Genomic DNA, 22,910 nt, shown 5'->3' with positions numbered 1-22,910 from the left:
TTTGCGCAGGCGACCGGAGAGACAAAATTGTCGCTGCAGGTGCGCTGCTTTTCATGAGCCATACATACAGCAGCAAGGAAGAACACCCTCCGTGGGAAAGATCCTGGCCGTGTACAACAACTATTCGATTCGTAAAGTAAAAACAGTTAACAACCGGCACATCACTGTTAAATCATAGCTTGGGGTTGGCAGAAGCCAGGGTGGAACGCAAAAAATTGTTATCGGGCGAGCAAAAAGGGGAAGCTGATCACTTGTCGGGCGCAATTTGGGTTAAGTTTTGCACTCCCGTGGAAAGAAAAAGGCCGGGAAACCCCGGCCTGTCTGGATTCGCGCTGCGCTTAGTCGATCAGCAAACGCAGCATGCGGCGCAGCGGTTCGGCAGCGCCCCACAGTAACTGGTCGCCGACGGTAAAGGCCGACAGATACTCTGGCCCCATGTTCAGCTTACGCAGACGACCCACCGGCGTGGTCAGCGTGCCGGTCACCGCGGCAGGCGTCAGCTCGCGCATGGTGATGTCGCGATCGTTCGGCACCACTTTCACCCACTCGTTGTGCGCGGCCAGCAGCTGTTCGATTTCGTTCAGCGGCACATCTTTCTTCAGCTTCAGGGTGAACGCCTGGCTGTGGCAGCGCAGCGCGCCGACGCGCACGCACAGGCCATCGACCGGAATGGTGTGACGGGTCGACAGAATTTTGTTGGTTTCCGCCTGGCCCTTCCACTCTTCACGGCTCTGGCCGTTGTCCAGCTGCTTGTCGATCCACGGGATCAGACTGCCAGCCAGCGGTACGCCAAAGTTGTCGGTCGGCAGCGTGCCGGAACGGGTAAAGTCGGTCACGCTACGCTCGATGTCGAGAATCGCCGACGCTGGATTTTGCAGCGAAGTCGCGACGTGATCGTGCAGCATGCCCATCTGGGTCAGCAGTTCGCGCATGTGACGCGCACCGCCGCCGGAGGCCGCCTGATACGTCGCCACCGACGCCCACTCGACCAGGTCGTTAGCGAACAGTCCGCCCAGCGACATCAGCATCAGGCTGACGGTGCAGTTACCGCCGACGAAGGTTTTGATGCCGCTATCGAGGCCCTGACGAATCACCTGATGGTTGACCGGATCAAGAATAATGATGGCGTCATCTTTCATGCGCAGCGTGGAGGCCGCATCAATCCAGTAGCCCTGCCAGCCGCTCTCACGCAGCTTCGGGTAGACTTCACTGGTGTAATCGCCGCCCTGGCAGGTGATAATGATATCCAGCGCCTTCAGCGCCTCAATATCAAACGCATCCTGCAGCGCACCGGTCGACTTGCCGCCAAACGTCGGCGCAGCCTGACCCAGTTGCGAAGTGGAGAAGAAGACCGGATTGATCACATCGAAATCGCGCTCTTCGCTCATGCGTGACATCAGCACAGAGCCGACCATGCCACGCCAACCAATAAAACCTACATTCTTCATTTTCTGTCCGTCTCAGGAACTCGGGCCGGGGCCTGGGTGGTGCGTAAAAAGACCAGCGCCAGCAACGCGCCAGTCTGCGTAATAATCAGGTTTACCTATGACCCACAACTCTACAAAATGCAGCACTTCTGGCAAGTGAATTAATTCGATTGCGCTAACTTTTTCAGCAGTACAACTTATAACGGCTGTGGCCGACCTGAAGGGATGGTTTACCTCTGATGACTGAAATGATATCCGCGACCATATTATTGCTGTTGATTATGGACCCGCTGGGCAACCTGCCGATTTTCATGTCGGTACTGAAGCACCTGGAGCCGAAGCGCCGCCGCGTGGTGCTGATGCGCGAAATGCTCATCGCCTTGATTCTGATGCTGCTGTTCCTGTTCGCCGGTGAACGCATCCTGGCGTTTCTTAATCTGCGCACCGAAACGGTGTCGATTTCCGGCGGCATCATTCTGTTTTTGATCGCCATTCGCATGATTTTCCCGTCCGGCGAGAGCAGCACCAGCGGCCTGCCCGCCGGCGAAGAGCCGTTCCTGGTGCCGCTGGCGATCCCGCTGGTCGCCGGGCCCTCGCTGCTGGCCACCCTGATGCTGCTGTCACACCAGTATCCCAACCAGATGACGCACCTGGTCGGCGCCCTGCTGATTGCCTGGGGCGTCACGGTGGTGATTCTGCTGATGTCCGGCCTGTTCCTGCGCCTGCTGGGGGATAAAGGCGTCAACGCGCTGGAACGATTGATGGGTTTGATCCTGATAATGCTGGCGACGCAGATGTTCCTGGACGGGATTCGGGTTTACCTGAAACTGTAATGTTTCGCGTTTGCGGTCGCCATGAATGGAGCCCCTACAAGGTCATTGCGCGTTTTTTGTAGGGTGCGCATTTATGCGCACCGGTATCAACAGGTCGATGGTGCGTGACCGGTCGCCATTGATAGCGACCGGTACCTATGCCACGTTATTTCTGCTTCTTCTCAATCGTTTTACCCGACCAGTAACCCGCCAGCAGCGAACCGGACAGGTTGTGCCATACCGAGAACAGCGCGCCGGGCAGCGCGGCCAGCGGTGAGAAGTACAGTTTGCCCAGCGTGGCCGCCAGTCCGGAATTCTGCATACCGACTTCCAGCGCCAGCGTGCGGCAGGTGGATTCATCAAAGCCAAACAGCTTGCCGCCCCAGTAACCGCCGAGCAGTCCGATAGCGTTGTGCAGGATCACCGCCGCGATCACCATCAGCCCTACTGAGCCGATGAAACCCTGGCTACCCGCCACCACCGCGCTGATGATCAGCAGAATACACACCATCGAAAACGCCGGCAGATACGGCTCAACACGGCGCACCACGCTGTTCATGGAGTGGTGAATAATCAGGCCAAGCCCAATCGGGATCACCACGATTTTGACGATGCTGAGCAGCATGCCCACCACATCAACCTGAATGTGGGTATCCACGTAGAAGCGCGTCAGCAGCGGCGTTGCGAACACGCCCACCAGCGCCGAAACCGACGAGATGGTCACCGACAGCGCCACGTCGCCCTTCGCCAGATAAATCATCACGTTCGAGGCTGTCCCGCTGGCCACGCTGCCGACCAGAATCATCCCGGCGGCCAGATCCGGCGGCATCTGGAACAGTTTCGCCAGCGCCCATGCAGCCAGCGGCATCACCAGATAGTGCAGAAACGTGCCGGCAATCACCGGCGCCGGACGCACCAGCACGCGTTTGAAATCGTCAATGTTGAGCGTCACGCCCATGCCGAACATGATCAGCATCAGCAGGTAGGTTACCCACGGCCCGATGCCGAGGAAGGTGGACGGTGAATAATAGGCTGCAACAGACAGCAGTACGGCCCAGAGCGGAAACAGGCGGGTAAGTTTGGCGAGCATGAAGAAATGTCCTTAGCGTTTTACTTAATTGGTTTTTTGCCACAGATGAAAGCGCGCGGGGAACGACCGCAGCGACCTGCGCCGGATCATAACATTTCATTATCATAAGCGTGGCCGACGGCGGAAAATGCCTATCGGCTGCTAAAGATCGCCGTACAGGCACGGGCATTCCGCTGGCATTTGTCCGAAACAGCGTCAGGCTGAGCAGCAGAAATAAAAAAAGCCGGACATTGTCCGGCTTCAGGTAACTTACGCGTCAATTAAGATTCGAACAGATTCTTATGCAGCGCGCGCACCACCTCTTCCGCGTCCGGCGTTGGCACCAGGAAGCACAGGTTGTAGCTGCTTGCACCGTAGCAAATCATGCGCAGGTTAAATGGCTCCAGCGCGCCGAACACCTCTTTGCCGACGCCGCAGGCTTTCGACAGGTTGTTGCCAATGATCGCCACCAGCGCCAGATTCTCTTCCACTTCCACCCGGCACAGGGAAGAGAGTTCGGTCAGCAGCGACTGAGTCAGCAGGCTGTCGGCGGTGCTGGTTGAACCGGTGGTATCCAGCGTCAGCGCCACGCTCACTTCCGAGGTGGTAACCAGATCAACCGAAATGCTGTGGCGCGCCAGGATGGCGAAGACTTCCGCCAGGAAGCCATGTGCGTGCAGCATGTTCAGGCTGTGCAGCGTCAGCAGCGTCTGTTTGCGACGCAGCGCCAGCGCACGGAACAGCGGTGGATTTTTGGTTTCATTGCAGACACGCGTGCCGCCCGCGGCCGGATCTTTACTTGAGCCGACAAACACCGGGATGTCACTGCGCACTGCCGGCAGCAGCGTCGCCGGATGCAGCACTTTCGCGCCGAAGATCGCCATCTCCGCCGCTTCTTCAAAGGTAATCTCTTCGATGCGTTTCGCCTGCGGCACCACGCGCGGATCGGTGGTGTAGATGCCGGCCACGTCGGTCCAGATATCCACGCGCGTCGCCTGCAGCGCTTCGCCCAGCAGCGCGGCGGTGTAGTCGCTGCCGCCACGGCCCAGCGTGGTGGTGCGGCCTTTGCTTTCGCTGCCGATGAAGCCCTGCGTGATCACCAGCGCTTCTGCGGTGCGCGGCTGCAACTGAGCCGCCGCCAGCGTTTTCAGCTCGGCCACGTCCGGCTCGGCGCGGCCGAAACGGTCGCTGGTACGCATTACTTTGCGCACGTCAAACCACTCGGCATTCACCTGGCGCTCGCGCAGGATCTCGACGAACAGCAGGCTCGACATCAGTTCGCCGTGGCTCACCAGCTCATCGGTCAGCGCGGTCGAACGGGCTAAGGCCGCCGCTTCCGCCAGCATGATGATGTTCTCCAGCATGCGATCAATCTCCTGACGGATCACGTCCGGCGACTGCAGGCGATCGATGATGGCGTATTGAATGGTGCGGATTTGATCCAGCAGATAAGCGCGCTGCTCGAGTTCCTGGCCTTCAGCCAGCGAAACCAGCAGGTTAGTGACGCCCGCCGACGCAGAGAGCACCACCAGACGGGTATTGGCATCAGACAGCACGACGTCCGCGCTGCGGTTCATGGCATCGAAATCGGCAACGCTGGTGCCGCCAAATTTTGCCACGATCAACGATTGAGACATGTAACAAAACCTCGTGTCAGGTTATCTCCTCCCATTCGCGGAAGAGAAGATCGGGTAACAGCCTTGGCACAAGAGAAGAGCAGAATTGGACAGACAAGATCAGGAGATGAGTCACCAAAAGCACTTCACCTTGCGAAACGTCCGACTGCGGACGCTTCTGGTGACAACCCAGAGGATTCAGCCCCTGCAGCCGACAGCACAACACTCCGCGTGTTGCACCACCTCGGCGTCGCACCCCCTGATGTGTTCTCGCTGGATACGGATCCTCAAACACACTGCCTGGGCGACGCGCCTCTTCTGGCTTGCACCCGGAGGTGCAAGTCGCGCGCACAAAATACTGATTAATTGTTCCGCTGTCCAGCCTTGCGGCGGCGGGAAAATTCATTTTTTTCACTTATGCAGCGCATTGCAAAACAAACCCGCAACGCGCCAGCCGCCTAAAGTAGAGAACGGTGCGAAAAATCCGGCGTTTTGCTGATACGGCGCAGAGTAATGCGCGGCGAACCAGCCGACAATCGCCGCCGGATTTACCTGAAACGCTGCGGCTGGCGTCACAAATTTTTTCCTTTCAGTTGCAACTGTGGTCATACTGAAACGCGTGCAAGCCGTAACAAATGCTCAGCATGCCGGGCCAGACAGGATGCGCCCGGATGGAATGACGGTTCTTATATCAACAAGAGTGTTGCCATGAAAAATATCAATCCGACACAAACCGCAGCCTGGAAAGCGCTGCAGCAGCATTTTGATCAGATGAAATCGGTAGAGATTGCCGACCTGTTTGCGCAGGATGCCGATCGTTTTGCGAAATTCTCTGCCACCTTTGATGATCAGATGCTGGTGGATTTCTCAAAAAACCGCATCACCCAGGAAACCCTCGATAAACTCCAGGCGCTGGCCAAAGAGACCGATCTGGCGGGCGCCATCAAATCCATGTTCTCCGGTGAGAAGATTAACCGCACCGAAGATCGCGCCGTGCTGCACGTGGCCCTGCGCAACCGCAGCAACACGCCGATCCTCGTAGATGGCAAAGATGTGATGCCGGAAGTGAACGCGGTGCTGGCGAAGATGAAAGCGTTCTCAGAGCGCATCATCAGCGGCGAGTGGAAAGGTTATACCGGCAAGCCAATTACTGACGTGGTGAACATCGGTATCGGCGGTTCAGACCTCGGCCCGTTCATGGTGACCGAAGCGCTGCGTCCGTATAAAAACCACCTCAACATGCACTTTGTTTCCAACGTGGATGGCACGCACATTGCCGAAACGCTGAAGCCGCTTAGCCCGGAAACCACGCTGTTCCTCGTGGCGTCGAAAACCTTTACCACTCAGGAAACCATGACCAACGCCCACAGCGCGCGTGACTGGTTCCTGAACACCGCCGGCGATCAGCAGCACGTGGCGAAGCACTTTGCCGCGCTCTCGACCAATGCGAAAGCGGTCGGCGAATTTGGTATCGACACCGCCAACATGTTCGAATTCTGGGACTGGGTCGGCGGCCGCTACTCACTGTGGTCCGCGATTGGCCTGTCGATCATCCTGTCCATCGGCTTCGAAAACTTCGAACAGCTGCTGAGCGGCGCGCACGCCATGGACCAGCACTTCGCGAACACGCCAGCGGAGCAAAACCTGCCGGTGCTGCTGGCGCTGATTGGTATCTGGTACAACAACTTCTTCGGTGCCGAAACCGAAGCAATTCTGCCGTACGACCAGTACATGCACCGGTTTGCCGCTTACTTCCAGCAGGGCAACATGGAATCCAACGGTAAGTACGTCGACCGCGACGGCAATCCAGTGGATTACCAGACCGGCCCGATTATCTGGGGTGAGCCCGGCACCAACGGACAGCACGCGTTTTATCAGCTGATTCATCAGGGTACCAAGCTGATTCCATGCGACTTCATTGCCCCGGCGCAGACCCACAATGCGCTGGCCGACCACCATCAGAAGCTGCTTTCCAACTTCTTTGCGCAGACCGAAGCGCTGGCGTTTGGTAAAGCCCGCGACGTGGTAGAGAAAGAGTTTACCGATGCCGGGAAATCAGCGGAGTCCGTCGCGCACATCGTGCCGTTCAAGGTGTTTGAAGGTAACCGTCCGACCAACTCGATTCTGCTGCGTGAAATCACCCCGTTCAGCCTCGGCGCACTGATTGCGCTGTATGAGCACAAGATCTTCACTCAGGGCGCGATCCTCAACATCTTCACCTTCGATCAGTGGGGCGTTGAGCTCGGCAAACAACTGGCTAACCGTATTCTGCCGGAGCTGGAAAATGACGCGCCAATTAACAGCCACGATAGCTCCACCAATGGCTTAATTAATCGCTATAAATCCTGGCGTTAATTCACCACTCAGCTTCATCAGGCGGCAGCTCCTGCCGCCTTTTTTCTGCCCCGATTTACCGATCCCGCTGAAATAAGCCTGTTTCACTGCTGCGCTGCGGTTAGAAAATTCTTAAAATGCCCTAAGGAAAATCGGAAGATGCCAGAATTACCAGCCGGTTCATTGGGTAAAAAATGGATCTGATTTTGCCGCCATTCTTACCTAAGTGACTGATTAATTTTTCCTTTCTATTTTACTGCTTTCAGGAAAATCTGATTATTCCTATTCCGTGCCATTTTTTAATGCAAAAGTGAAAAATCCTGCTGCGCCATTACGGCCTGCGCAAATATTCCAGCCAGCGAAAAAAGCACAATTAAAAAAAGCAGCTATCGCCAATTCGCCTTATTTATCACCAGAATTGTCTCGCTTAACCCCCCTCTTTTTCTGGCGCTGAACTCTGGTAATTTGTTGCCCTATACTGAACGCGCCTTTAAGGCTGCCCTGAATACTTCCCCGCTGTCGCCAGCCGGCCCGGGAAACATGACCGCGCGCTGACCACGGTTAGCCAGCTGCATGCGGCCCAGCGGCCATCGGACGGCAGCGTACGGTATGACGGGTATTATCCTTCATTCACGTTTTATCAAGATGCAGGAAACGTTGTTATGAAAAAACTGATGGTTGCCGGTGCAGCCTTACTTTACGTTGCCGTTTCTTCCGCTGCGATTGCCGCACCGGAAGAAGCCGGTGCTGCAGCAGGCGCGCAGGCGGGAGCAATCTCGACTGGCACGACCACCGCTGTGGGTATCGGTGCACTCGGTGCGTTAGTAGGTCTCGGCGTTGCCGCTGCTGGCGGTGGCGACGGTGCAAATACCGGTACAACAACCACTACCACAACGAGCACCACTCGTTGATGTAGCACCTTTAAACATAACCACACAGCCGTGTGGTTATTTTTTGTTTTTTTGCCTCTATTGAGACAGGGATACACAGTGCACCGACTCTCTTTGCTGCTTCTCTGCCTGTTGCTGCAGGCTTGCACACAAACACAAAAAGGCCTCGAACAGACCGTGATGCTGGCCATCAGCGGTCCGGATGATGTCACCGTCAGCGATGAACAGATCGCCAACCTGCCCTATGCCAGCCTGTATGCGCGCGTCGACAACGGTCCGCGTATCTTTGTGGTGCTGGGCTATCTGGAAAACGGCCAGCAGAAGTGGGTAACCCAGGATAAAGCCATGCTGGTGATGCAGCACGGCCGGCTGGTGAAAACCCTCGGCCTGCGCGACAACCTGCAGGCGGTGAGCAACCTGGCGCAGGATCCGCTGGCCGATGCGCTGCGGCTGCAAAACGGCGCGCAGTGGACGCGCGTGGTGCAGTGGCGCGAGCAGGACAACGTGCGCGCCGCTACCGCCCGCTCTACCTTTCAGCGCGGCGACGATGAAGTGCTGAACCTCGCTGGCGAGCGGGTGCCCTGCCGCGTCTGGATTGAAACCGTCCAGATGGAGAGCCCTGGCGTCAGCTGGCAGAACACCTTCTGGATCGATAACCGCGACGGCACGGTGCTGCAGGCACAACAGATGCTGGCGGCTGACCAGTTCCCGATTGTAACCACCCTTCTGAAGCCGGCGAAATCATGAAAAAAATCCCTTCATTGCTGGCCGCACTGACACTGGCTGCGGCTGGCCACGCGCTGGCGGATAGCCAGGTAACCGTGCATTCGACACACGACCCGCGCACTTTCCAGATCGATCATGCCAGCACTCTCAGCGAACTGTTAACGAACCCGGCGCTGCACAGCTGGTGGCCGGGTACGGTGATCGCCGAGCGCAGCGCCACCGCCGTGGCGCAGCAGCAGCACGCTCAGCTGCTGGCGGATCTGCGCGCCTGGCAGGCTGACAGCGGTGATGCGCTGGCCGCAACCATCGGCAGTGTGATTCAGCAGCTCAGCGCTTTGCAGGTTACCGGGCGCCAGTTTACATCGCTCGATCCTGACTGGGTGCGGCTGCGTCCGGAAGCTAACCGTACGCTGCAGGGCAGCTATGACCTGTACACCGTGGCACCACCGACGCAGGTATGGGTGATGGGCGCCCTCAGCCATCCCGGCAGTGAGAGCTGGCAGCCAGGACGCACGGTGCGTGACTACCTCGCGCCGCACGCGCGTTTGTCGGGCGGCGAGCGCAGCGTGGCTACGGTGATTGCGCCGTCAGGTGAGATGCAACAAGTGCCGATCGCTTACTGGAATCAGCGCCATGTGGAAGTGGAGCCTGGCAGCATCATCTGGCTCGGCTTTACCACATGGAGCCTGCCCTGGGGCCAGGCTGATTTGAATGCGCGCATGCTTTCCGTTCTGACTCACCGGATGCCAGACTGATGAAAAAACAATTACTCCTCAGCCTGTTGGCTGCTTCTGTCTCCGCCGCATGCCAGGTGCAGGCGGAAACCTGGCCGCAACCGGTCGGTCCTTCACAATCCGATTTTGGCGGCGTGGGCCTGATGCAAACGCCGACCGCGCGCATGGCCAGAGAGGGCGAATTCAGCCTGAATTTCCGCGATAACGATCAATATCGCTACTATTCTGCGTCCTTGCAGCTGTTCCCGTGGCTGGAAACCACCGTGCGCTATACCGACGTACGCACCCGTCGCTACAGTGCGGTGGAAGGCTTCAGCGGCAACCAGAGCTATAAAGACAAAGCTTTCGACCTGAAGCTGCGCCTGTGGCAGGAGAGCTTCTGGCTGCCGGAAGTGGCGGTTGGTTCGCGCGATCTGGGCGGTACCGGCCTGTTCGACAGTGAATATCTGGTGGCGAGTAAAGCCTGGGGACCGTTTGATTTCAGCCTCGGCCTTGGCTGGGGCTATCTTGGCAACAGCGGCACCATCAAAAATCCGTTCTGCTCGTACAGCGATAGCTTCTGCAGCCGCACCGGCGGCGGCTCGGCCGGCTCCATTAATGGCTCGCAGATGTTCCACGGTCCGGCGGCGCTGTTTGGCGGTGTCGAGTATCAGACGCCGTGGCAGCCGCTGCGCCTGAAGCTGGAGTATGAAGGAAATGATTATCAGGATGACTTTGCCGGCCGGCTGGAGCAGCGCAGTAAGGTTAACGTCGGCGCAATCTATCGCCTTACCGACTGGGCAGATATCAACGCCAGCTACGAACGCGGCAACACCTTTATGTTTGGCGTGACCGTGCGCACCAACTTCAATACCTTGCACCAGTCGCACATTGATAGCGCCAGACCGGCGTATCAGCCACAGCCGCAGGGCGATCTGCTGCAGCCGACGGTGGTCGCGAATCAGCTTACCGACCTGAAATACAACGCCGGCCTGAATGGGCCGCACATCCAGACCAAAGGCCACACGCTGTACGTCTCGGGTGAGCAGACCAAATATCGCGACACGCGCGAGGGCGTTGATCGCGCGAACCGCATCATCATGAACAACCTGCCGGCTGGCATCGACACGATTGAAGTCACCGAGTCGCGCTTTAATATGCCGCAGGTCACCACGCGCACCGATGTGGCCAGCCTGAATAATGAACTGCGCGGCTATCCGCTCGGCCATGAGCAACCGCTGCAGCAGACGCGTGAAGAACCGATCGATCCGGGCACCACCGAACAGGGCTATTTCATCCGTAAGGATCGCCTGAACTACAGCCTGTCGCCGGTGCTGAACCAGTCGGTCGGTGGGCCGGAAAGCTTCTACATGTACCAGCTCGGCGTGATGGGCAATGTCGATTACTGGCTGACCGATCACTGGCTGATCGGCGGCAGCCTGTTTGGCAACATCGCCAATAACTACGATAAGTTCAACTACAACGGCGCGCCAGCCGACTCGACGCTACCGCGCGTGCGCACCCACATTCGCGACTACGTTGAGAACAACGTTTACGTGAATGATCTGCAGGCCAACTACATGCGCTATCTCGGCAATGGTTTCTACGGTCAGGTGTACGGTGGCTATCTGGAAACCATGTACGGTGGCGTGGGCGGCGAACTGTTGTATCGCCCGGTGGACAGCAACTGGGCCTTTGGTCTCGATGCGAACTATGTGAAGCAGCGTGACTGGGACAACATGATGCAGTTCACGGACTACAAAGCGCCGACCGGGCACCTCACCGCTTACTGGCGTCCGTGGTTCATGCAGGATGTGCTGGTGAAAGCCAGCGTCGGTGAATACCTGGCGAAGGACAAAGGGGTCACGCTGGATGTGTCGAAGCGCTTTGACAGCGGCGTGATGGTCGGCTTCTACGCCACCAAAACCAACGTGTCAGCCGAAGCGTATGGCGAAGGGGATTTCACCAAAGGTTTCTATATTTCGATTCCGATGGATCTGTTTACCGTTACGCCAACCCGCGGTCGTGCGCAGGTGAATTGGGTGCCGCTGACGCGTGACGGCGGTCAGATGCTGGGCCGTAAATACCAGCTGTACGATCTGACCGCCGATCGCGACGCGCGTTTTAATTAAATTGCAGCGCGGGGTCAGACCCGCGCCGGTTTTAAAAAAACGCGCGATGAATCGCGCCGCTACAGAGTGTGCACGTATTTGTAGCGGCGCAATTTATTGCGCAAACAATATGGCACATTTGATTGCGCGCGCTCTGCGCCGGTAATTCATCAATCCGCGTCGTAACCCAGATTCGGTGCCAGCCAGCGCTCCACATCGCTGACACTCATGCCTTTACGCGCCGCGTAATCTTCCACCTGGTCGCGCTGAATCTGCGCCACGGCAAAATATTTGCTCTCCGGATGACTGAAGTACCAGCCGGATACCGCTGCGCCCGGCCACATGGCAAAGGATTCGGTCAGCTTCATGCCGGTGTGATGCTCTACATCCAGCAGCTGCCAGATTTGTGCCTTCTCGGTGTGTTCCGGACAGGCCGGATAGCCCGGCGCCGGACGAATGCCCTGATAATTTTCGCGAATCAGCTCGTCGTTACTGAGATTCTCATTGGCAGCATAGCCCCAGATCACTTTGCGCACGCGCTCATGCAGATATTCAGCAAACGCCTCCGCCAGGCGATCCGCCACCGCTTTCACCATGATTTTATTGTAATCGTCATGCTGCTGGTCGAATGCCGCCGCCAGCGCATCCTCCTCCAGCCCGCCGGTGACGGCAAACGCGCCGAGATAGTCCACTTTACCGCTGGATTTTGGTGCCACGAAGTCCGCCAGACAGTAATTGGCGAAGTCGGTTTTTTCCGTCTGCTGGCGCAGATGATGGCTGACGCACAGCACCTCGCGCCGGGTCTCGTCACGGTAGATTTCGATGTCGTCGCCGACGCGGTTCGCCGGAAAAATGCCAACCACGCCGCGCGGCCTCAGCGTGCCCTGCGCGCTGAGGTTATCCAGCATCGCATTGGCATCGGCAAACAGCCGTGTGGCTTCCTCGCCCACCACCTCATCTTCGAGAATGCGCGGATATTTGCCGGCCAGCGACCAGGTCATAAAGAACGGCGTCCAGTCGATGTAGTTGCGCAGCGTATCAATACTGGCCTCCACCGCGCTGACGCCGGTACGATGCGCCACCGGTGGCGTATAACGTTGCCAGTCAATGACGTAATGATTATCGCGCGCGGCCTGCAGCGTGACCGGCGGCGTGCGCGGCTTTTTACGCGCGTGCTGAATCCGCACGGTTTCGTACTCCTTGCGCGTGCGCGCCACGAACGCCTCTTTCAGCGTGGGCGACAGCAGCGAAGAGACCACGCCGACGGTGCGCGAGGCGTTCTGCACATAGACCGTCGGACCGCTGTAATTCTGCTCAATCTTCACCGCCGTGTGCGCTTTCGAGGTGGTGGCACCGCCAATCAGCAGCGGCAGCGTAAAGCCCTGGCGCTCCATCTCTTTCGCCACGTTCACCATTTCGTCGAGCGACGGGGTAATCAGGCCGGAAAGCCCGATGATATCGGCGTTTTGCTCACGTGCGGTCTTCAGGATTTTGTCGCCCGGCACCATCACGCCCAGGTCGATGATTTCGTAGTTATTACACTGCAGCACCACGCCAACGATATTTTTACCGATGTCGTGCACGTCGCCTTTTACCGTCGCCAGCACGATTTTACCGTTGCTGCGGCCAGCCTCTTTGCTCGCCTGGATAAAGGGTTCGAGATAAGCCACCGCCTGCTTCATCACGCGCGCTGATTTCACCACCTGCGGCAGGAACATTTTGCCCTCGCCGAACAGATCGCCGACCACGTTCATGCCGGACATCAGCGGCCCTTCAATGACCTCAATCGGCCGTGTCGCCGCCTGGCGCGCCTCTTCGGTGTCCTGCTCGATAAACTCCGTGATGCCTTTCACCAGCGAATATTCCAGCCGCTTCACCACGTCCCAGCTGCGCCACTCGGCCTGCTGCTTGTCCTGCTCGCCGTCACCCTTGCTGCCGCGATATTTTTCCGCCAGCGCCAGCAGCCGCTCGGTACCATCGTCGCGCCGGTTGAGGATCACGTCCTCGACCGCATCGCGCAGCTCCGCCGGCAGATCGTCATAAATCGCCAGCTGACCGGCGTTGACGATGCCCATGTCCATGCCGTTGCGGATGGCGTAGTAGAGGAACACCGCGTGAATCGCCTCACGCACCGGTTCGTTACCGCGGAACGAGAACGACACGTTGGAGACGCCGCCGGAGATCATCGCATGCGGCAGTTCGCGTTTGATGTCTTCACAGGCACCGATGAAATCCATCGCATAGTTGTTGTGCTCTTCGATGCCGGTGGCGACGGCAAAGATATTGGGGTCGAAAATGATGTCTTCCGGCGGGAAACCGACCTGTTCGGTGAGAATCTGGTAGGCGCGGCGGCAGATCTCAATTTTGCGCGCGCGGGTGTCCGCCTGGCCCACTTCGTCGAACGCCATCACCACCACCGCCGCACCGTAGCGCCGCACTTTGCGCGCGTGCGCAATAAACGGCTCGACGCCCTCTTTCATCGAGATGGAGTTGACGATGCCTTTGCCCTGAATGCACTGCAGGCCTTTTTCGATCACCTCCCATTTCGAGGAGTCGATCATGATCGGCACACGGGCAATATCCGGCTCACCGGCAATCAGATTGAGAAAGCGCACCATGGCCGCTTCCGCGTCCAGCATGCCTTCATCCATGTTGATATCGATAATCTGCGCGCCGTTTTCCACCTGCTGGCGCGCGACGTCCAGCGCTTCGTTGTACTTCTCTTCTTTGATCAGGCGCTTAAATTTGGCCGAACCGGTCACGTTGGTGCGCTCACCGACGTTAACGAACAGCGAATCGGCCTGAATATTGAGCGGTTCGAGGCCGGACAACCGGCAGGCGACGGCTATTTCCGGTAGCGGCCGCGGTGCCACGCCCTCGACCGCTGCGGCCATCGCCGCAATGTGCTGCGGCGTGGTGCCACAGCAGCCACCGATAATGTTGAGGAAGCCGGCGCGCGCCCACTCGCCAATCTGCGCCGCCATCGTCGCCGCATCAAGGTCATATTCGCCGAAGGCATTTGGCAACCCGGCGTTGGGGTGGGCGCTGACATAACCTTCCGCAATGCGCGACAGTTCCTGCACATACTGGCGCAGCTCGTCAGGGCCAAGCGCGCAGTTGAGGCCAAACGACAGCGGCTCCGCGTGGCGCAGTGAGTTGTAGAATCCTTCGGTGGTCTGGCCGGAGAGCGTGCGGCCGGACGCATCGGTAATGGTGCCGGAGATCATCAGCGGCAGCGTCACGCCCATCGCTTCCATCTCGCTCTGTACCGCATAGATCGCCGCTTTGGCATTCAGGGTATCGAACACCGTTTCGATCATAATGATGTCAGCACCGCCGGTAATCAGCGCATGGGTCGATTCGCGGTAGGCGTCCACCAGCTGATTGAAGGTGATGTTACGGAACGCGGGATCGTTGACGTCTGGCGAGATCGAGCAGGTGCGGTTGGTCGGGCCGAGCACGCCAGCAACGTAGCGCGGGCGATCGGGCGTTTTTGCCGTCCATGCGTCGGCGCAGGCGCGTGCCAGCTTCGCCGCTTCGAGGTTGATCTCCGCCGACAGCGCTTGCATGTCGTAGTCGGCCATCGCAATGGAGGTGGCGTTGAAGGTGTTGGTTTCGAGAATATCCGCGCCGGCCGCCAGGTAAGCATCGTGGATTTCGCGAATGATGTGCGGCTGGCTTAACACCAGCAGATCGTTGTTGCCTTTGACATCGCATGGCCAGTCGGCGAAGCGGCTGCCGCGATAATCCTGCTCATCCAGTTTATAACTCTGGATCATGGTGCCCATGCCACCGTCCAGAATCATGATGCGTTGTGCCAGCTGCTGCTGTAGCGTTGCGGTTATATTGCTCACTCTTGCCCCATCCACGTCATTGCGTTGGCTAAATGCCAGCCAGTCATACTGGCACAACTTTACGATGAGCAAAAGTCACTCCGGGTGTGGCCTCTGGCGATAAAATGGTCAGCAGATCCGACCAGTCAGCCAGGGTTTGCATTCATGCTGTTAAAAACGAAAATGGTTTCCATACCTGCAATGACTGTGGAGATGTTATGGCAACCCCTGCGCCCGCGAAACGCGGCAAAAAACCCCGTACGGCACCGGCTGCCAGCGCACCAGCCGGTGGCCAGGTGCAGTCCCTGACGCGTGGCCTGCGTTTGCTGGAGCTGATTGCCGAATCGCACGGTAGCGTGGCCCTGACCGAGCTGGCACAGCAGGCCGGGCTTCCCAACTCCACCACCCATCGCCTGCTGACCACCATGCAGCAGCAGGGATTTGTGCATCAGGTAGGCGACCTTGGCCTGTGGACTATCGGTGCTCATGCCTTTGTGGTGGGCAGCAGCTTTTTGCAAAGCCGCAATCTGCTGGCGATTGTGCACCCGATTCTGCGCCGGCTGATGGAAGAGGCTGGCGAAACCGTCAATCTGGCGGTGCTGGATCTGAGTGATTATCAGGCGGTGATTATCGATCAGGTACAGTGCACCCAGCTGATGCGCATGTCAGCGCCGATTGGCGGCAAGCTGCCGATGCACGCGTCCGGTGCCGGCAAAGCGTTTCTCGCTCACCTGAGCGATGAACAGGTGACCGCTCTGCTGCACCAGAAGGGATTGCATCACTACACGCCGAAAACCCTGATGTCGCCGCATAGCCTGAAAGAGAATCTGGCGCTGATCCGCAAGATGGGCTTTTCGCACGATGATGAGGAACACGCGCTCGGCCTGCGCTGCGTGGCAGCACCGATTTATGATGAACACGGTGAGCCGTTTGCCGCCATCTCCATCTCCGGCCCGCTGGCGCGCATGACCGACGACCGCATTACCGAGCTCGGGGCGCTGGTGATCCGCGCGGCGAAACAGGTGACGCTGAGCTACGCCGGCCGCTAGGCGGCCACTGAGGCGTAGCGCGCGCTGAAACGCTGTCCGGCGCGCCACGCCATCACCTCTTCGATATGCCCGGCACGGATCCGCGCCTGCAGTGCACGCCACCAGCCGGGATCGAACAGCTGCGGATGCAGCGCCTGCAGCAGTTTACCGGTCGCCGGTTCGCTGCACAGCGCGTAGCGGAAGGTTTCCGGAAACACATCATCCGGCCCGACGCTGTACCACGGCTCGGCCTGCAGCTCATCCTCTTCATAGCGCGCCGCCGGGACATCGCGGAATACCAGCTCGGTCATCGGGCGGATTTCGTCGTAGTCATAGAACACCACGCGGCCATGGCGCGTCATACCGAAGTTTTTAAACAGCATATCGCCGGGGAAGATATTGGCCGCCGCCAGCTGGCAAATCGCATCGCCGTACTCCTCAATGGCGTGCTGGCGCTGTTCCGGCGTCGCCTGCATTAACCACAGGTTAAGCGGCTGCATACGACGCTCCAGCCATAAGTGGCGGATGATCACGACGTCATCGCGCAGCTCGATTTTTTCCGGAATCTCGCGCTCAAACTCCGCCATCAGTGCCGCCGGAATACGCGCGCGCGGAATGGCGAAATGCTCAAACTCCTGGGTGTCGGCCATGCGCCCGACGCGGTCGTGCTCTTTGACCAGCCGGTAACAGGCGCGCACCTGCGCATCCGTCACCTCTTTCTGCGGCGCGAAGCGATCTTTAATCACCTTAAACACCCGATCAAAACCGGGCAGCGTGAATACCAGCATCACCATTCCGCGCACGCCGGGTGCGATAGTGAACGCTTCCTGACTGTGCGCCAGGTAATCCAGATATTCGCGGTAGCATTCGGTTTTACCGTGTTTCTGGCAGCCAATCGCCATGTAGCGCTCGGCGAGGGTTTTGCCCGGCAAAATTGGCTGCAGCCAGGCCACCAGCGCAGCAGGCACCGGCGCGTACACCATAAAGTAGGCGCGGGCGAAGCCAAACACGATGCTGGCATCATTGCTGTCAGTAAGACAGGTATCAATCCACAACCGGCCGGCGTCATCGCGCTGAATCGGCAGCAGACACGGCACGATTTCGCCCGCACTCAGCTGCAGTCGCGCCACAATCCAGGCGGTTTTGTTGCGATAAAACAGCTCGCTGGCGACGTCCAGCGTGGCATGAGCCAGCTGTGCCGCGCTAAACTGCTCGTGCAGGTGACGTACAATCCAGCCGATGTCGCGCGTCTGATCCTGCCACGTCAGCCGCAGCGGAATATCATTCAATATCTGACGCAGCGTCTCATGCCAGCTGTGCTGCGGCCGGTAGAGGCGCGACAGCGGCCGCTGCGCCGGCGGCGCGGGTGCGTACGGCTGTGACGGCAGGATAAACAGCCGCTCAGGCAGTAAGTGGCTGTGCCCCAGTAAACGACAATAGACTGAATTAAAAAAGCTTTCGGCAATTTCATGGCGCGGGTAGCCCGGCAACAGCGTGGCATAGTGACTTTTTACCCGCAGCCAAAAGGCTTCGTCCCAGTCGGCCATCTCGTTGAGAATGCGCAGCTGATTGGCGACCAGCCCGACGTGATGATCGTACAAGTGGATACGCGCTTTCATCGCCTGCTGCACCGCCTGCCAGTCCGCCTGTTCAAAGCGCTGCTGCGCGCCCGCGGTGATATCAAGAAAGCGGCCGTACTGCGCATCAAAACCCTGCAGGATAGTATGGGCGATAAGGGATTCTCTCGGTGACATCGGCAATCTCCGGCGAGCGTGAGCCAGTGAAACGGTGCGCCATACTGCGCACCGGGAGTACGCTGATCAGAACTGCGCGGCTTCGGTCGAGCCGGTCAGCGCGGTGACTGACGAGCTGCCGCCCTGAATCACCGTGGTGATGCGATCGAAATAACCGGTGCCTACCTCCTGCTGATGCGCAGTGAAGGTGTAACCACGTTCGCGCGCGGCAAACTCTGGCTGCTGCACCTTTTCCACGTAGTGGCGCATGCCTTCGCCCTGCGCATAAGCGTGCGCGAGGTCGAACATGTTGAACCACATGCTGTGAATGCCGGCCAGAGTGATGAACTGAAAGCGGTAGCCCATCTCGCTCAGCGCCTGCTGGAAGCGGGCAATGGTGCGATCGTCGAGGTTCTTCTTCCAGTTAAACGAGGGCGAGCAGTTGTAAGCCAGCAGCTTGCCGGGATACTGCGCGTGAATCGCCTCAGCGAAGCGCTGCGCCAGCGCCAGATCCGGCGTGGAGGTTTCGCACCACAGCACATCGGCATAAGGCGCATACGCCAGGCCGCGGGCAATCGCCTGTTCAATACCGGCATGGGTGCGGAAGAAGCCTTCAGCGGTCCGTTCACCGGTGATAAACGGCGCATCGCGTTCGTCGCAATCAGAGGTAATCAGATCGGCAGCGTCGGCATCGGTGCGCGCAATCAGTACCGTGGGCACATCCATCACGTCGGCCGCCAGTCGCGCCGCCACCAGTTTCTGAATCGCTTCCTGCGTCGGCACCAGCACTTTGCCGCCCATGTGCCCGCACTTCTTCACCGCCGCCAGCTGATCTTCAAAGTGCACCGCGCCGGCACCGGCCTGAATCATCGCTTTCATCAGTTCAAAAGCATTGAGCACCCCGCCAAATCCGGCTTCGGCATCGGCGACAATCGGCAGATAGTAATCGATGAAGCCATCATCGTCCGGCGACAGTCCGCTGGCCCACTGGATTTGATCGGCGCGCTGAAAGCTTTGGTTGATACGTTCCACCACATTTGGCACCGAATTGACCGGATACAGCGACTGATCCGGATACATCTGTCCGGCCAGGTTTGCATCGGCCGCCACCTGCCAGCCGGAGAGATAGATCGCCTCAATGCCGGCTTTCGCCTGCTGCACCGCCTGCCCGCCGGTCAGGGCACCGAGGCTGTTGATATAGCCTTTGCTCGCCTCGCCATTCAGGAGTGCCCACAGCTTTCTCGCGCCGCGATCCGCCAGCGTGCAGGCGGGATTAACGGAGCCGCGCAGGTTAATGACCTCTTCGGCACTGTAAGGACGGGTAATGCCCTGCCAGCGTGATGCCAGCCAGCTGTTTTCCAGTTGAGTGATCTGTTGGGTACGATTTGACATAGCACTATCTCCAGAGTCAGGGCAGCAGGCGGTAGCCCGGCAGGGTGAGGAAAGGAACCAGTTGTTCGTCGGTAGTGATTTGCACCATCAGCGCGGCCGCATCTTCGTAACGGCCGGCGTCAAAGCGCGCGCCACCGAGGCTGTGGCGCAGGGCCGCCAGCTCTTCATCAAGGAACTGTTCGAACAGCGCGGCGGTAACCAGCTGGCCATCGCTGAGGATTTGCTTATGGTGAATCCATTGCCAGATGGAGGTGCGGGCAATTTCCGCAGTGGCGGCATCCTCCATCAATCCATCAATAGGCACGCAGCCATTACCGCTGATCCACGCTTCCAGATACTGCAGCGCAACGCGGATATTGGCGCGCATGCCGGCTGCGGTTCGCTGACCGCGGCACGGGCGCAGCAGACGCTCGGCGGTGATCGGCGCATCCTGTTCGCGGCTGACGTGCAGCTGATTGGGGCGATCGCCCAGCTGGCGGTCAAACTCGCTCATGGCGATGTCTGCCAGGCCAGGATGCGCGACCCAGGTACCGTCGTGGCCGTTGCCCGCTTCACGCGCTTTATCCTCCTGCACTTTCTGCATCACCCAGGCGTTGCGCTCAGCGTCTTTGGCCGGGATCAGCGCCGACATGCCGCCCATTGCCAGCGCGCCGCGCCGGTGACAGGTTTTGATCAGCAGACGCGAATAAGCATCGAGGAACGGCTGGTCCATGCTGATCTGCTGACGGTCTGGCAGAATGCGGTCACCGTGCTGGCCCAGCGTTTTGATGTAGCTGAAGATGTAATCCCAGCGGCCACAGTTGAGGCCAACCACATGATCGCGCAGCTCCCACAGGATCTCATCCATCTGGAACACCGCAGGCAGCGTCTCGATCAGTACCGTGGCTTTGATGGTGCCGCGCGGCAGATCGAAGCGATCTTCGCTGAAGCGGAAGATTTCCCGCCACCATGCCACTTCCGCCGCATGCTCAGTTTTCGGCAGATAGAACCACGGACCATGGCCCTTCTCCAGCAGCGCAGCGACGTTGTGAAACAGATAGAGCGCAAAATCAAATAACCCGCCGGGAATGGCCCGATCGCGCCATTCAACGTGCTTCTCATCCAGATGCAGACCGCGTACGCGGCACATCAGCAGCGCCGGATCGGATCGCAACTGGTAGATCTTGCCGTTTTCACTGGTAAAGCTCAGCGTGCCGTTTACCGCATCGCGCAGCGCCAGCTGGCCATCAACCAGTTTCTGCCACGTCGGCGCCAGCGAATCCTCAAAATCGGCCATGAATACTTTGACGTTGGCGTTCAGCGCGTTGATCACCATTTTGCGATCCGGCGGACCGGTGATCTCAACGCGGCGATCGCGAAGTAACTGAGGAATCGGCCTGACCTGCCAGTCACTCTGCCGAATGGAAGCGGTTTCCGAATCAAAATCGGGTAACGCTCCCCGATCGTACTGTTGCTGACGCTGCTGACGGGCCTTCAGCAGACGTTCGCGCTCGGGAGCAAAGCGCACGACCAGCGAGTGCAGGAAATCGATGGCTTCGGGCGTGAGCAGCTGCTTTTCCGCGTGGGTAAAGGGCTGGCTAAAGGTCAGTGTCGGGCTGATAACCGTGTCTGTCATGCGGGCTGCCTCCTGGTTTGATCCTTTTTCTAACTGCAGGATCGGGATGTAGGGTGTTTTTTAACCGGCAAGATCAGAGCATAATCATTTTTATTTTAATTTCAAAAACTATTTCCATTTTAGTGGTTATTTGATTTTATTTGCCTGATTTAACTGTAATTTAATCTCACGAAATAAAGGCAATACGTTCCATCATAGAAAAAAGGCAAAAAAAAGCCGCGACAACACGCGGCTGTCACGGCAGGTTTAAACGCGCTTTTAGCAGGCGTTTTATTCGAGCGTTGGATTCATGTGACGCAGATCGAATGGCGTAATCTGGTAGACGTAGTAGTTCAGCCAGTTAGAGAACAGCAGGTTGCCGTGGCTACGCCAGGTGGCGCGCGGAGGCAATTCCGGATTGTCCTGCGGGAAGTAGTTAAACGGCACCTCAGGATGCAGGCCGGCCTCGTAGTCGCGATGGTATTCACCCGACAGCGTTAGTGCGTCATATTCCGGATGGCCAGTGACAAACGCCAGTCGTTTGTCTTTACTCGCCATCAGATAGGCACCGGTACTCTCTGATTCAGCAAACAGCTCGAGATCGGTGTAGTCACGAATCAGCTGGCTGGGGAAATCAGCATAGCGTGAATGCGGCGCCAGGAAGTTGTCATCAAATCCGCGCGTCAACAGCGCGTGCGGATGAAGAATCTGATGCTCAAAGACGCCAGACAGTTTGTTCTGGCGCGTCTGCTTCGGAATGCCATACAGGATGTTAAGCGCCGCCTGCACTGCCCAGCAGACGAACAGAGTAGAAGTGACGTGCTCTTTCGCCCAGTGCAGCACGCGCTGAATCTGCGGCCAGTAGGCAACATCATTGAAATCAACCAGCCCCAGCGGCGCACCGGTAACAATCAGGCCATCAAAGTTATCGTTAGCGATATCGTCGAAGTTGCAGTAGAAGTTGTTCAGATGCTCGCTGGGCGTGTTGCGCGATTCGCGGCTGTCGATGCGTAACAGCTGAACATCGATCTGCAGTGGCGAGTTAGAGAGCAGGCGCAGAAACTGGTTTTCCGTTTCTATTTTTTTTGGCATCAGGTTAAGGATCAAGACCTTAAGCGGACGAATCTCCTGAACACTGGCGCGCGATGAAGTCATGACAAAGACATTCTCATCACGCAAAAAATTCACTGCCGGTAATTCGTCGGGGATCCTGATTGGCATAACCTGCTGACCTCTTACTGATAACCATATAAACGTTTAGACATCCAGATGCCCGAGATTAGCCTGGCTGCCGCTGGATGTCGAGTCTTCATGCGGTTTATGAAAATGTTTCAGCATTGGAGGGCAATAGTCGCGCTGGCGAAGAAATGATGAGCAGAAATAAGACAGGTAAAGCAGAGGCGCCAGAATTTTTTCACGGCTAAATAAGTTTGATAGCGGCCGTTTTGGCGATCGCCAGACGTAAAAAAGCCCCGGACTCTCGTTCGGGGCTTCTTCACTTATTGGATGCCTGGCAGTTCCCTACTCTCGCATGGGGAGACCCCACACTACCATCGGCGCTACGGCGTTTCACTTCTGAGTTCGGCATGGGGTCAGGTGGGACCACCGCGCTGTTGCCGCCAGGCAAATTCT

16 protein-coding genes, 1 rRNA gene and 1 riboswitch are annotated in these 22,910 nt (G+C 58.2%); of the genes, 7 read left to right on the top strand and 10 right to left on the bottom strand.

All coding sequences use genetic code 11. The annotated features are described in order from the left end of the window. Positions 1-338 precede the first annotated feature (338 nt). Entirely contained in the window at positions 339-1,448 is a 1,110-nt protein-coding gene (gene asd, locus MXF20_RS21900) for an aspartate-semialdehyde dehydrogenase (RefSeq protein ID WP_059009874.1), read from the bottom strand. Between the two features lie 218 nt (positions 1,449-1,666). Here asd and MXF20_RS21895 point away from each other — a divergent pair, with 218 nt between their 5' ends. Next, on the top strand, positions 1,667-2,260 hold the full coding sequence (locus tag MXF20_RS21895; protein WP_325971465.1) for a YhgN family NAAT transporter: 594 nt from the start codon (positions 1,667-1,669) through the stop codon (positions 2,258-2,260). A 145-nt stretch (positions 2,261-2,405) separates the two neighbouring features. Here the strand turns inward: MXF20_RS21895 and panS are convergent, their stop codons facing one another. The 3 genes from panS to MXF20_RS21880 form a co-directional block, all read right to left on the bottom strand. Then, entirely contained in the window at positions 2,406-3,329 is a 924-nt protein-coding gene (gene panS, locus MXF20_RS21890) for a ketopantoate/pantoate/pantothenate transporter PanS (protein ID WP_021508027.1), read from the bottom strand. Between the two features lie 260 nt (positions 3,330-3,589). After that, positions 3,590-4,945, bottom strand: a complete 1,356-nt coding sequence (lysC, locus tag MXF20_RS21885) for a lysine-sensitive aspartokinase 3 (RefSeq protein WP_325971463.1) — start codon at positions 4,943-4,945, stop codon at positions 3,590-3,592. Between the two features lie 110 nt (positions 4,946-5,055). Further along, positions 5,056-5,250: riboswitch (Lysine riboswitch) on the bottom strand. A gap of 85 nt (positions 5,251-5,335) precedes the next feature. Next, on the bottom strand, positions 5,336-5,500 hold the full coding sequence (locus MXF20_RS21880; protein WP_325971461.1) for a hypothetical protein: 165 nt from the start codon (positions 5,498-5,500) through the stop codon (positions 5,336-5,338). A gap of 132 nt (positions 5,501-5,632) precedes the next feature. Between MXF20_RS21880 and pgi the strand changes: the two genes are divergently transcribed. From pgi to MXF20_RS21855, 5 genes are all read left to right on the top strand, one after another. Then, positions 5,633-7,279: a glucose-6-phosphate isomerase gene (pgi, locus tag MXF20_RS21875; protein WP_159377400.1), complete on the top strand. Its 1,647-nt coding sequence runs from the start codon at positions 5,633-5,635 to the stop codon at positions 7,277-7,279. A gap of 641 nt (positions 7,280-7,920) precedes the next feature. After that, a complete protein-coding gene (gene yjbE, locus MXF20_RS21870; protein ID WP_325971459.1) occupies positions 7,921-8,169 on the top strand; it encodes an exopolysaccharide production protein YjbE in 249 nt (82 codons plus the stop codon). 78 nt (positions 8,170-8,247) lie between these two features. Further along, positions 8,248-8,895: a YjbF family lipoprotein gene (locus MXF20_RS21865; protein WP_325971457.1), complete on the top strand. Its 648-nt coding sequence runs from the start codon at positions 8,248-8,250 to the stop codon at positions 8,893-8,895. Beyond that, positions 8,892-9,629, top strand: a complete 738-nt coding sequence (locus MXF20_RS21860; protein ID WP_325971455.1) for a capsule biosynthesis GfcC D2 domain-containing protein — start codon at positions 8,892-8,894, stop codon at positions 9,627-9,629. Before MXF20_RS21865 ends, MXF20_RS21860 begins: the two co-directional genes overlap by 4 nt. Beyond that, positions 9,629-11,719 (top strand): YjbH domain-containing protein, encoded by a 2,091-nt coding sequence (locus MXF20_RS21855; RefSeq protein WP_325971453.1) that lies wholly within the window; start codon positions 9,629-9,631, stop codon positions 11,717-11,719. The genes MXF20_RS21860 and MXF20_RS21855 overlap by 1 nt, the downstream gene beginning before the upstream one ends. Before the next feature lie 149 nt (positions 11,720-11,868). Here MXF20_RS21855 and metH read toward each other — a convergent pair whose 3' ends face one another. Further along, complete coding sequence (metH, locus tag MXF20_RS21850) at positions 11,869-15,552, bottom strand: methionine synthase (RefSeq protein ID WP_325971451.1); 3,684 nt, start codon at positions 15,550-15,552, stop codon at positions 11,869-11,871. Positions 15,553-15,749: 197 nt separating this feature from the next. Here metH and iclR point away from each other — a divergent pair, with 197 nt between their 5' ends. Next, positions 15,750-16,580: a glyoxylate bypass operon transcriptional repressor IclR gene (gene iclR / locus MXF20_RS21845; protein WP_282996251.1), complete on the top strand. Its 831-nt coding sequence runs from the start codon at positions 15,750-15,752 to the stop codon at positions 16,578-16,580. Here the strand turns inward: iclR and aceK are convergent. The 5 genes from aceK to rrf form a co-directional block, all read right to left on the bottom strand. Then, positions 16,577-18,313: a bifunctional isocitrate dehydrogenase kinase/phosphatase gene (gene aceK / locus MXF20_RS21840; protein WP_325971448.1), complete on the bottom strand. Its 1,737-nt coding sequence runs from the start codon at positions 18,311-18,313 to the stop codon at positions 16,577-16,579. The two genes, iclR and aceK, sit on opposite strands and share 4 nt — an antisense overlap. Positions 18,314-18,379: 66 nt before the next feature. Next, a complete protein-coding gene (aceA, locus tag MXF20_RS21835; RefSeq protein ID WP_325971446.1) occupies positions 18,380-19,684 on the bottom strand; it encodes an isocitrate lyase in 1,305 nt (434 codons plus the stop codon). Between the two features lie 16 nt (positions 19,685-19,700). Continuing rightward, positions 19,701-21,299, bottom strand: a complete 1,599-nt coding sequence (gene aceB / locus MXF20_RS21830) for a malate synthase A (RefSeq protein WP_325971444.1) — start codon at positions 21,297-21,299, stop codon at positions 19,701-19,703. Positions 21,300-21,569: 270 nt separating this feature from the next. Further along, entirely contained in the window at positions 21,570-22,499 is a 930-nt protein-coding gene (gene metA / locus MXF20_RS21825) for a homoserine O-acetyltransferase MetA (protein WP_325971443.1), read from the bottom strand. Between the two features lie 287 nt (positions 22,500-22,786). Continuing rightward, positions 22,787-22,902: ribosomal RNA gene (rrf, locus tag MXF20_RS21820) — 5S ribosomal RNA — on the bottom strand. Between the last annotated feature and the right edge of the window lie 8 nt (positions 22,903-22,910).

Origin of the sequence: Pantoea dispersa, from assembly GCF_035783935.1 — a bacterium.
Classification (GTDB): domain Bacteria; phylum Pseudomonadota; class Gammaproteobacteria; order Enterobacterales; family Enterobacteriaceae; genus Pantoea; species Pantoea dispersa_C.
The sequence above is the reverse complement of the archived record's forward strand: the minus strand, read 5'-3'. Positions and strand labels throughout refer to the sequence as shown.

Excerpts from the sequence above, each read along its gene's own strand:
- aceB (WP_325971444.1), bottom strand. The coding sequence starts at position 21,299 with ATGACAGACACGGTTATCAGCCCGACACTGACCTTTAGCCAGCCCTTT.
- iclR (WP_282996251.1), top strand. The coding sequence starts at position 15,750 with ATGGCAACCCCTGCGCCCGCGAAACGCGGCAAAAAACCCCGTACGGCA.
- pgi (WP_159377400.1), top strand. The coding sequence starts at position 5,633 with ATGAAAAATATCAATCCGACACAAACCGCAGCCTGGAAAGCGCTGCAG.
- MXF20_RS21855 (WP_325971453.1), top strand. The coding sequence starts at position 9,629 with ATGAAAAAACAATTACTCCTCAGCCTGTTGGCTGCTTCTGTCTCCGCC.
- MXF20_RS21860 (WP_325971455.1), top strand. The coding sequence starts at position 8,892 with ATGAAAAAAATCCCTTCATTGCTGGCCGCACTGACACTGGCTGCGGCT.
- yjbE (WP_325971459.1), top strand. The coding sequence starts at position 7,921 with ATGAAAAAACTGATGGTTGCCGGTGCAGCCTTACTTTACGTTGCCGTT.
- asd (WP_059009874.1), bottom strand. The coding sequence starts at position 1,448 with ATGAAGAATGTAGGTTTTATTGGTTGGCGTGGCATGGTCGGCTCTGTG.
- aceK (WP_325971448.1), bottom strand. The coding sequence starts at position 18,313 with ATGTCACCGAGAGAATCCCTTATCGCCCATACTATCCTGCAGGGTTTT.
- panS (WP_021508027.1), bottom strand. The coding sequence starts at position 3,329 with ATGCTCGCCAAACTTACCCGCCTGTTTCCGCTCTGGGCCGTACTGCTG.
- lysC (WP_325971463.1), bottom strand. The coding sequence starts at position 4,945 with ATGTCTCAATCGTTGATCGTGGCAAAATTTGGCGGCACCAGCGTTGCC.
- aceA (WP_325971446.1), bottom strand. The coding sequence starts at position 19,684 with ATGTCAAATCGTACCCAACAGATCACTCAACTGGAAAACAGCTGGCTG.
- MXF20_RS21895 (WP_325971465.1), top strand. The coding sequence starts at position 1,667 with ATGACTGAAATGATATCCGCGACCATATTATTGCTGTTGATTATGGAC.
- metA (WP_325971443.1), bottom strand. The coding sequence starts at position 22,499 with ATGCCAATCAGGATCCCCGACGAATTACCGGCAGTGAATTTTTTGCGT.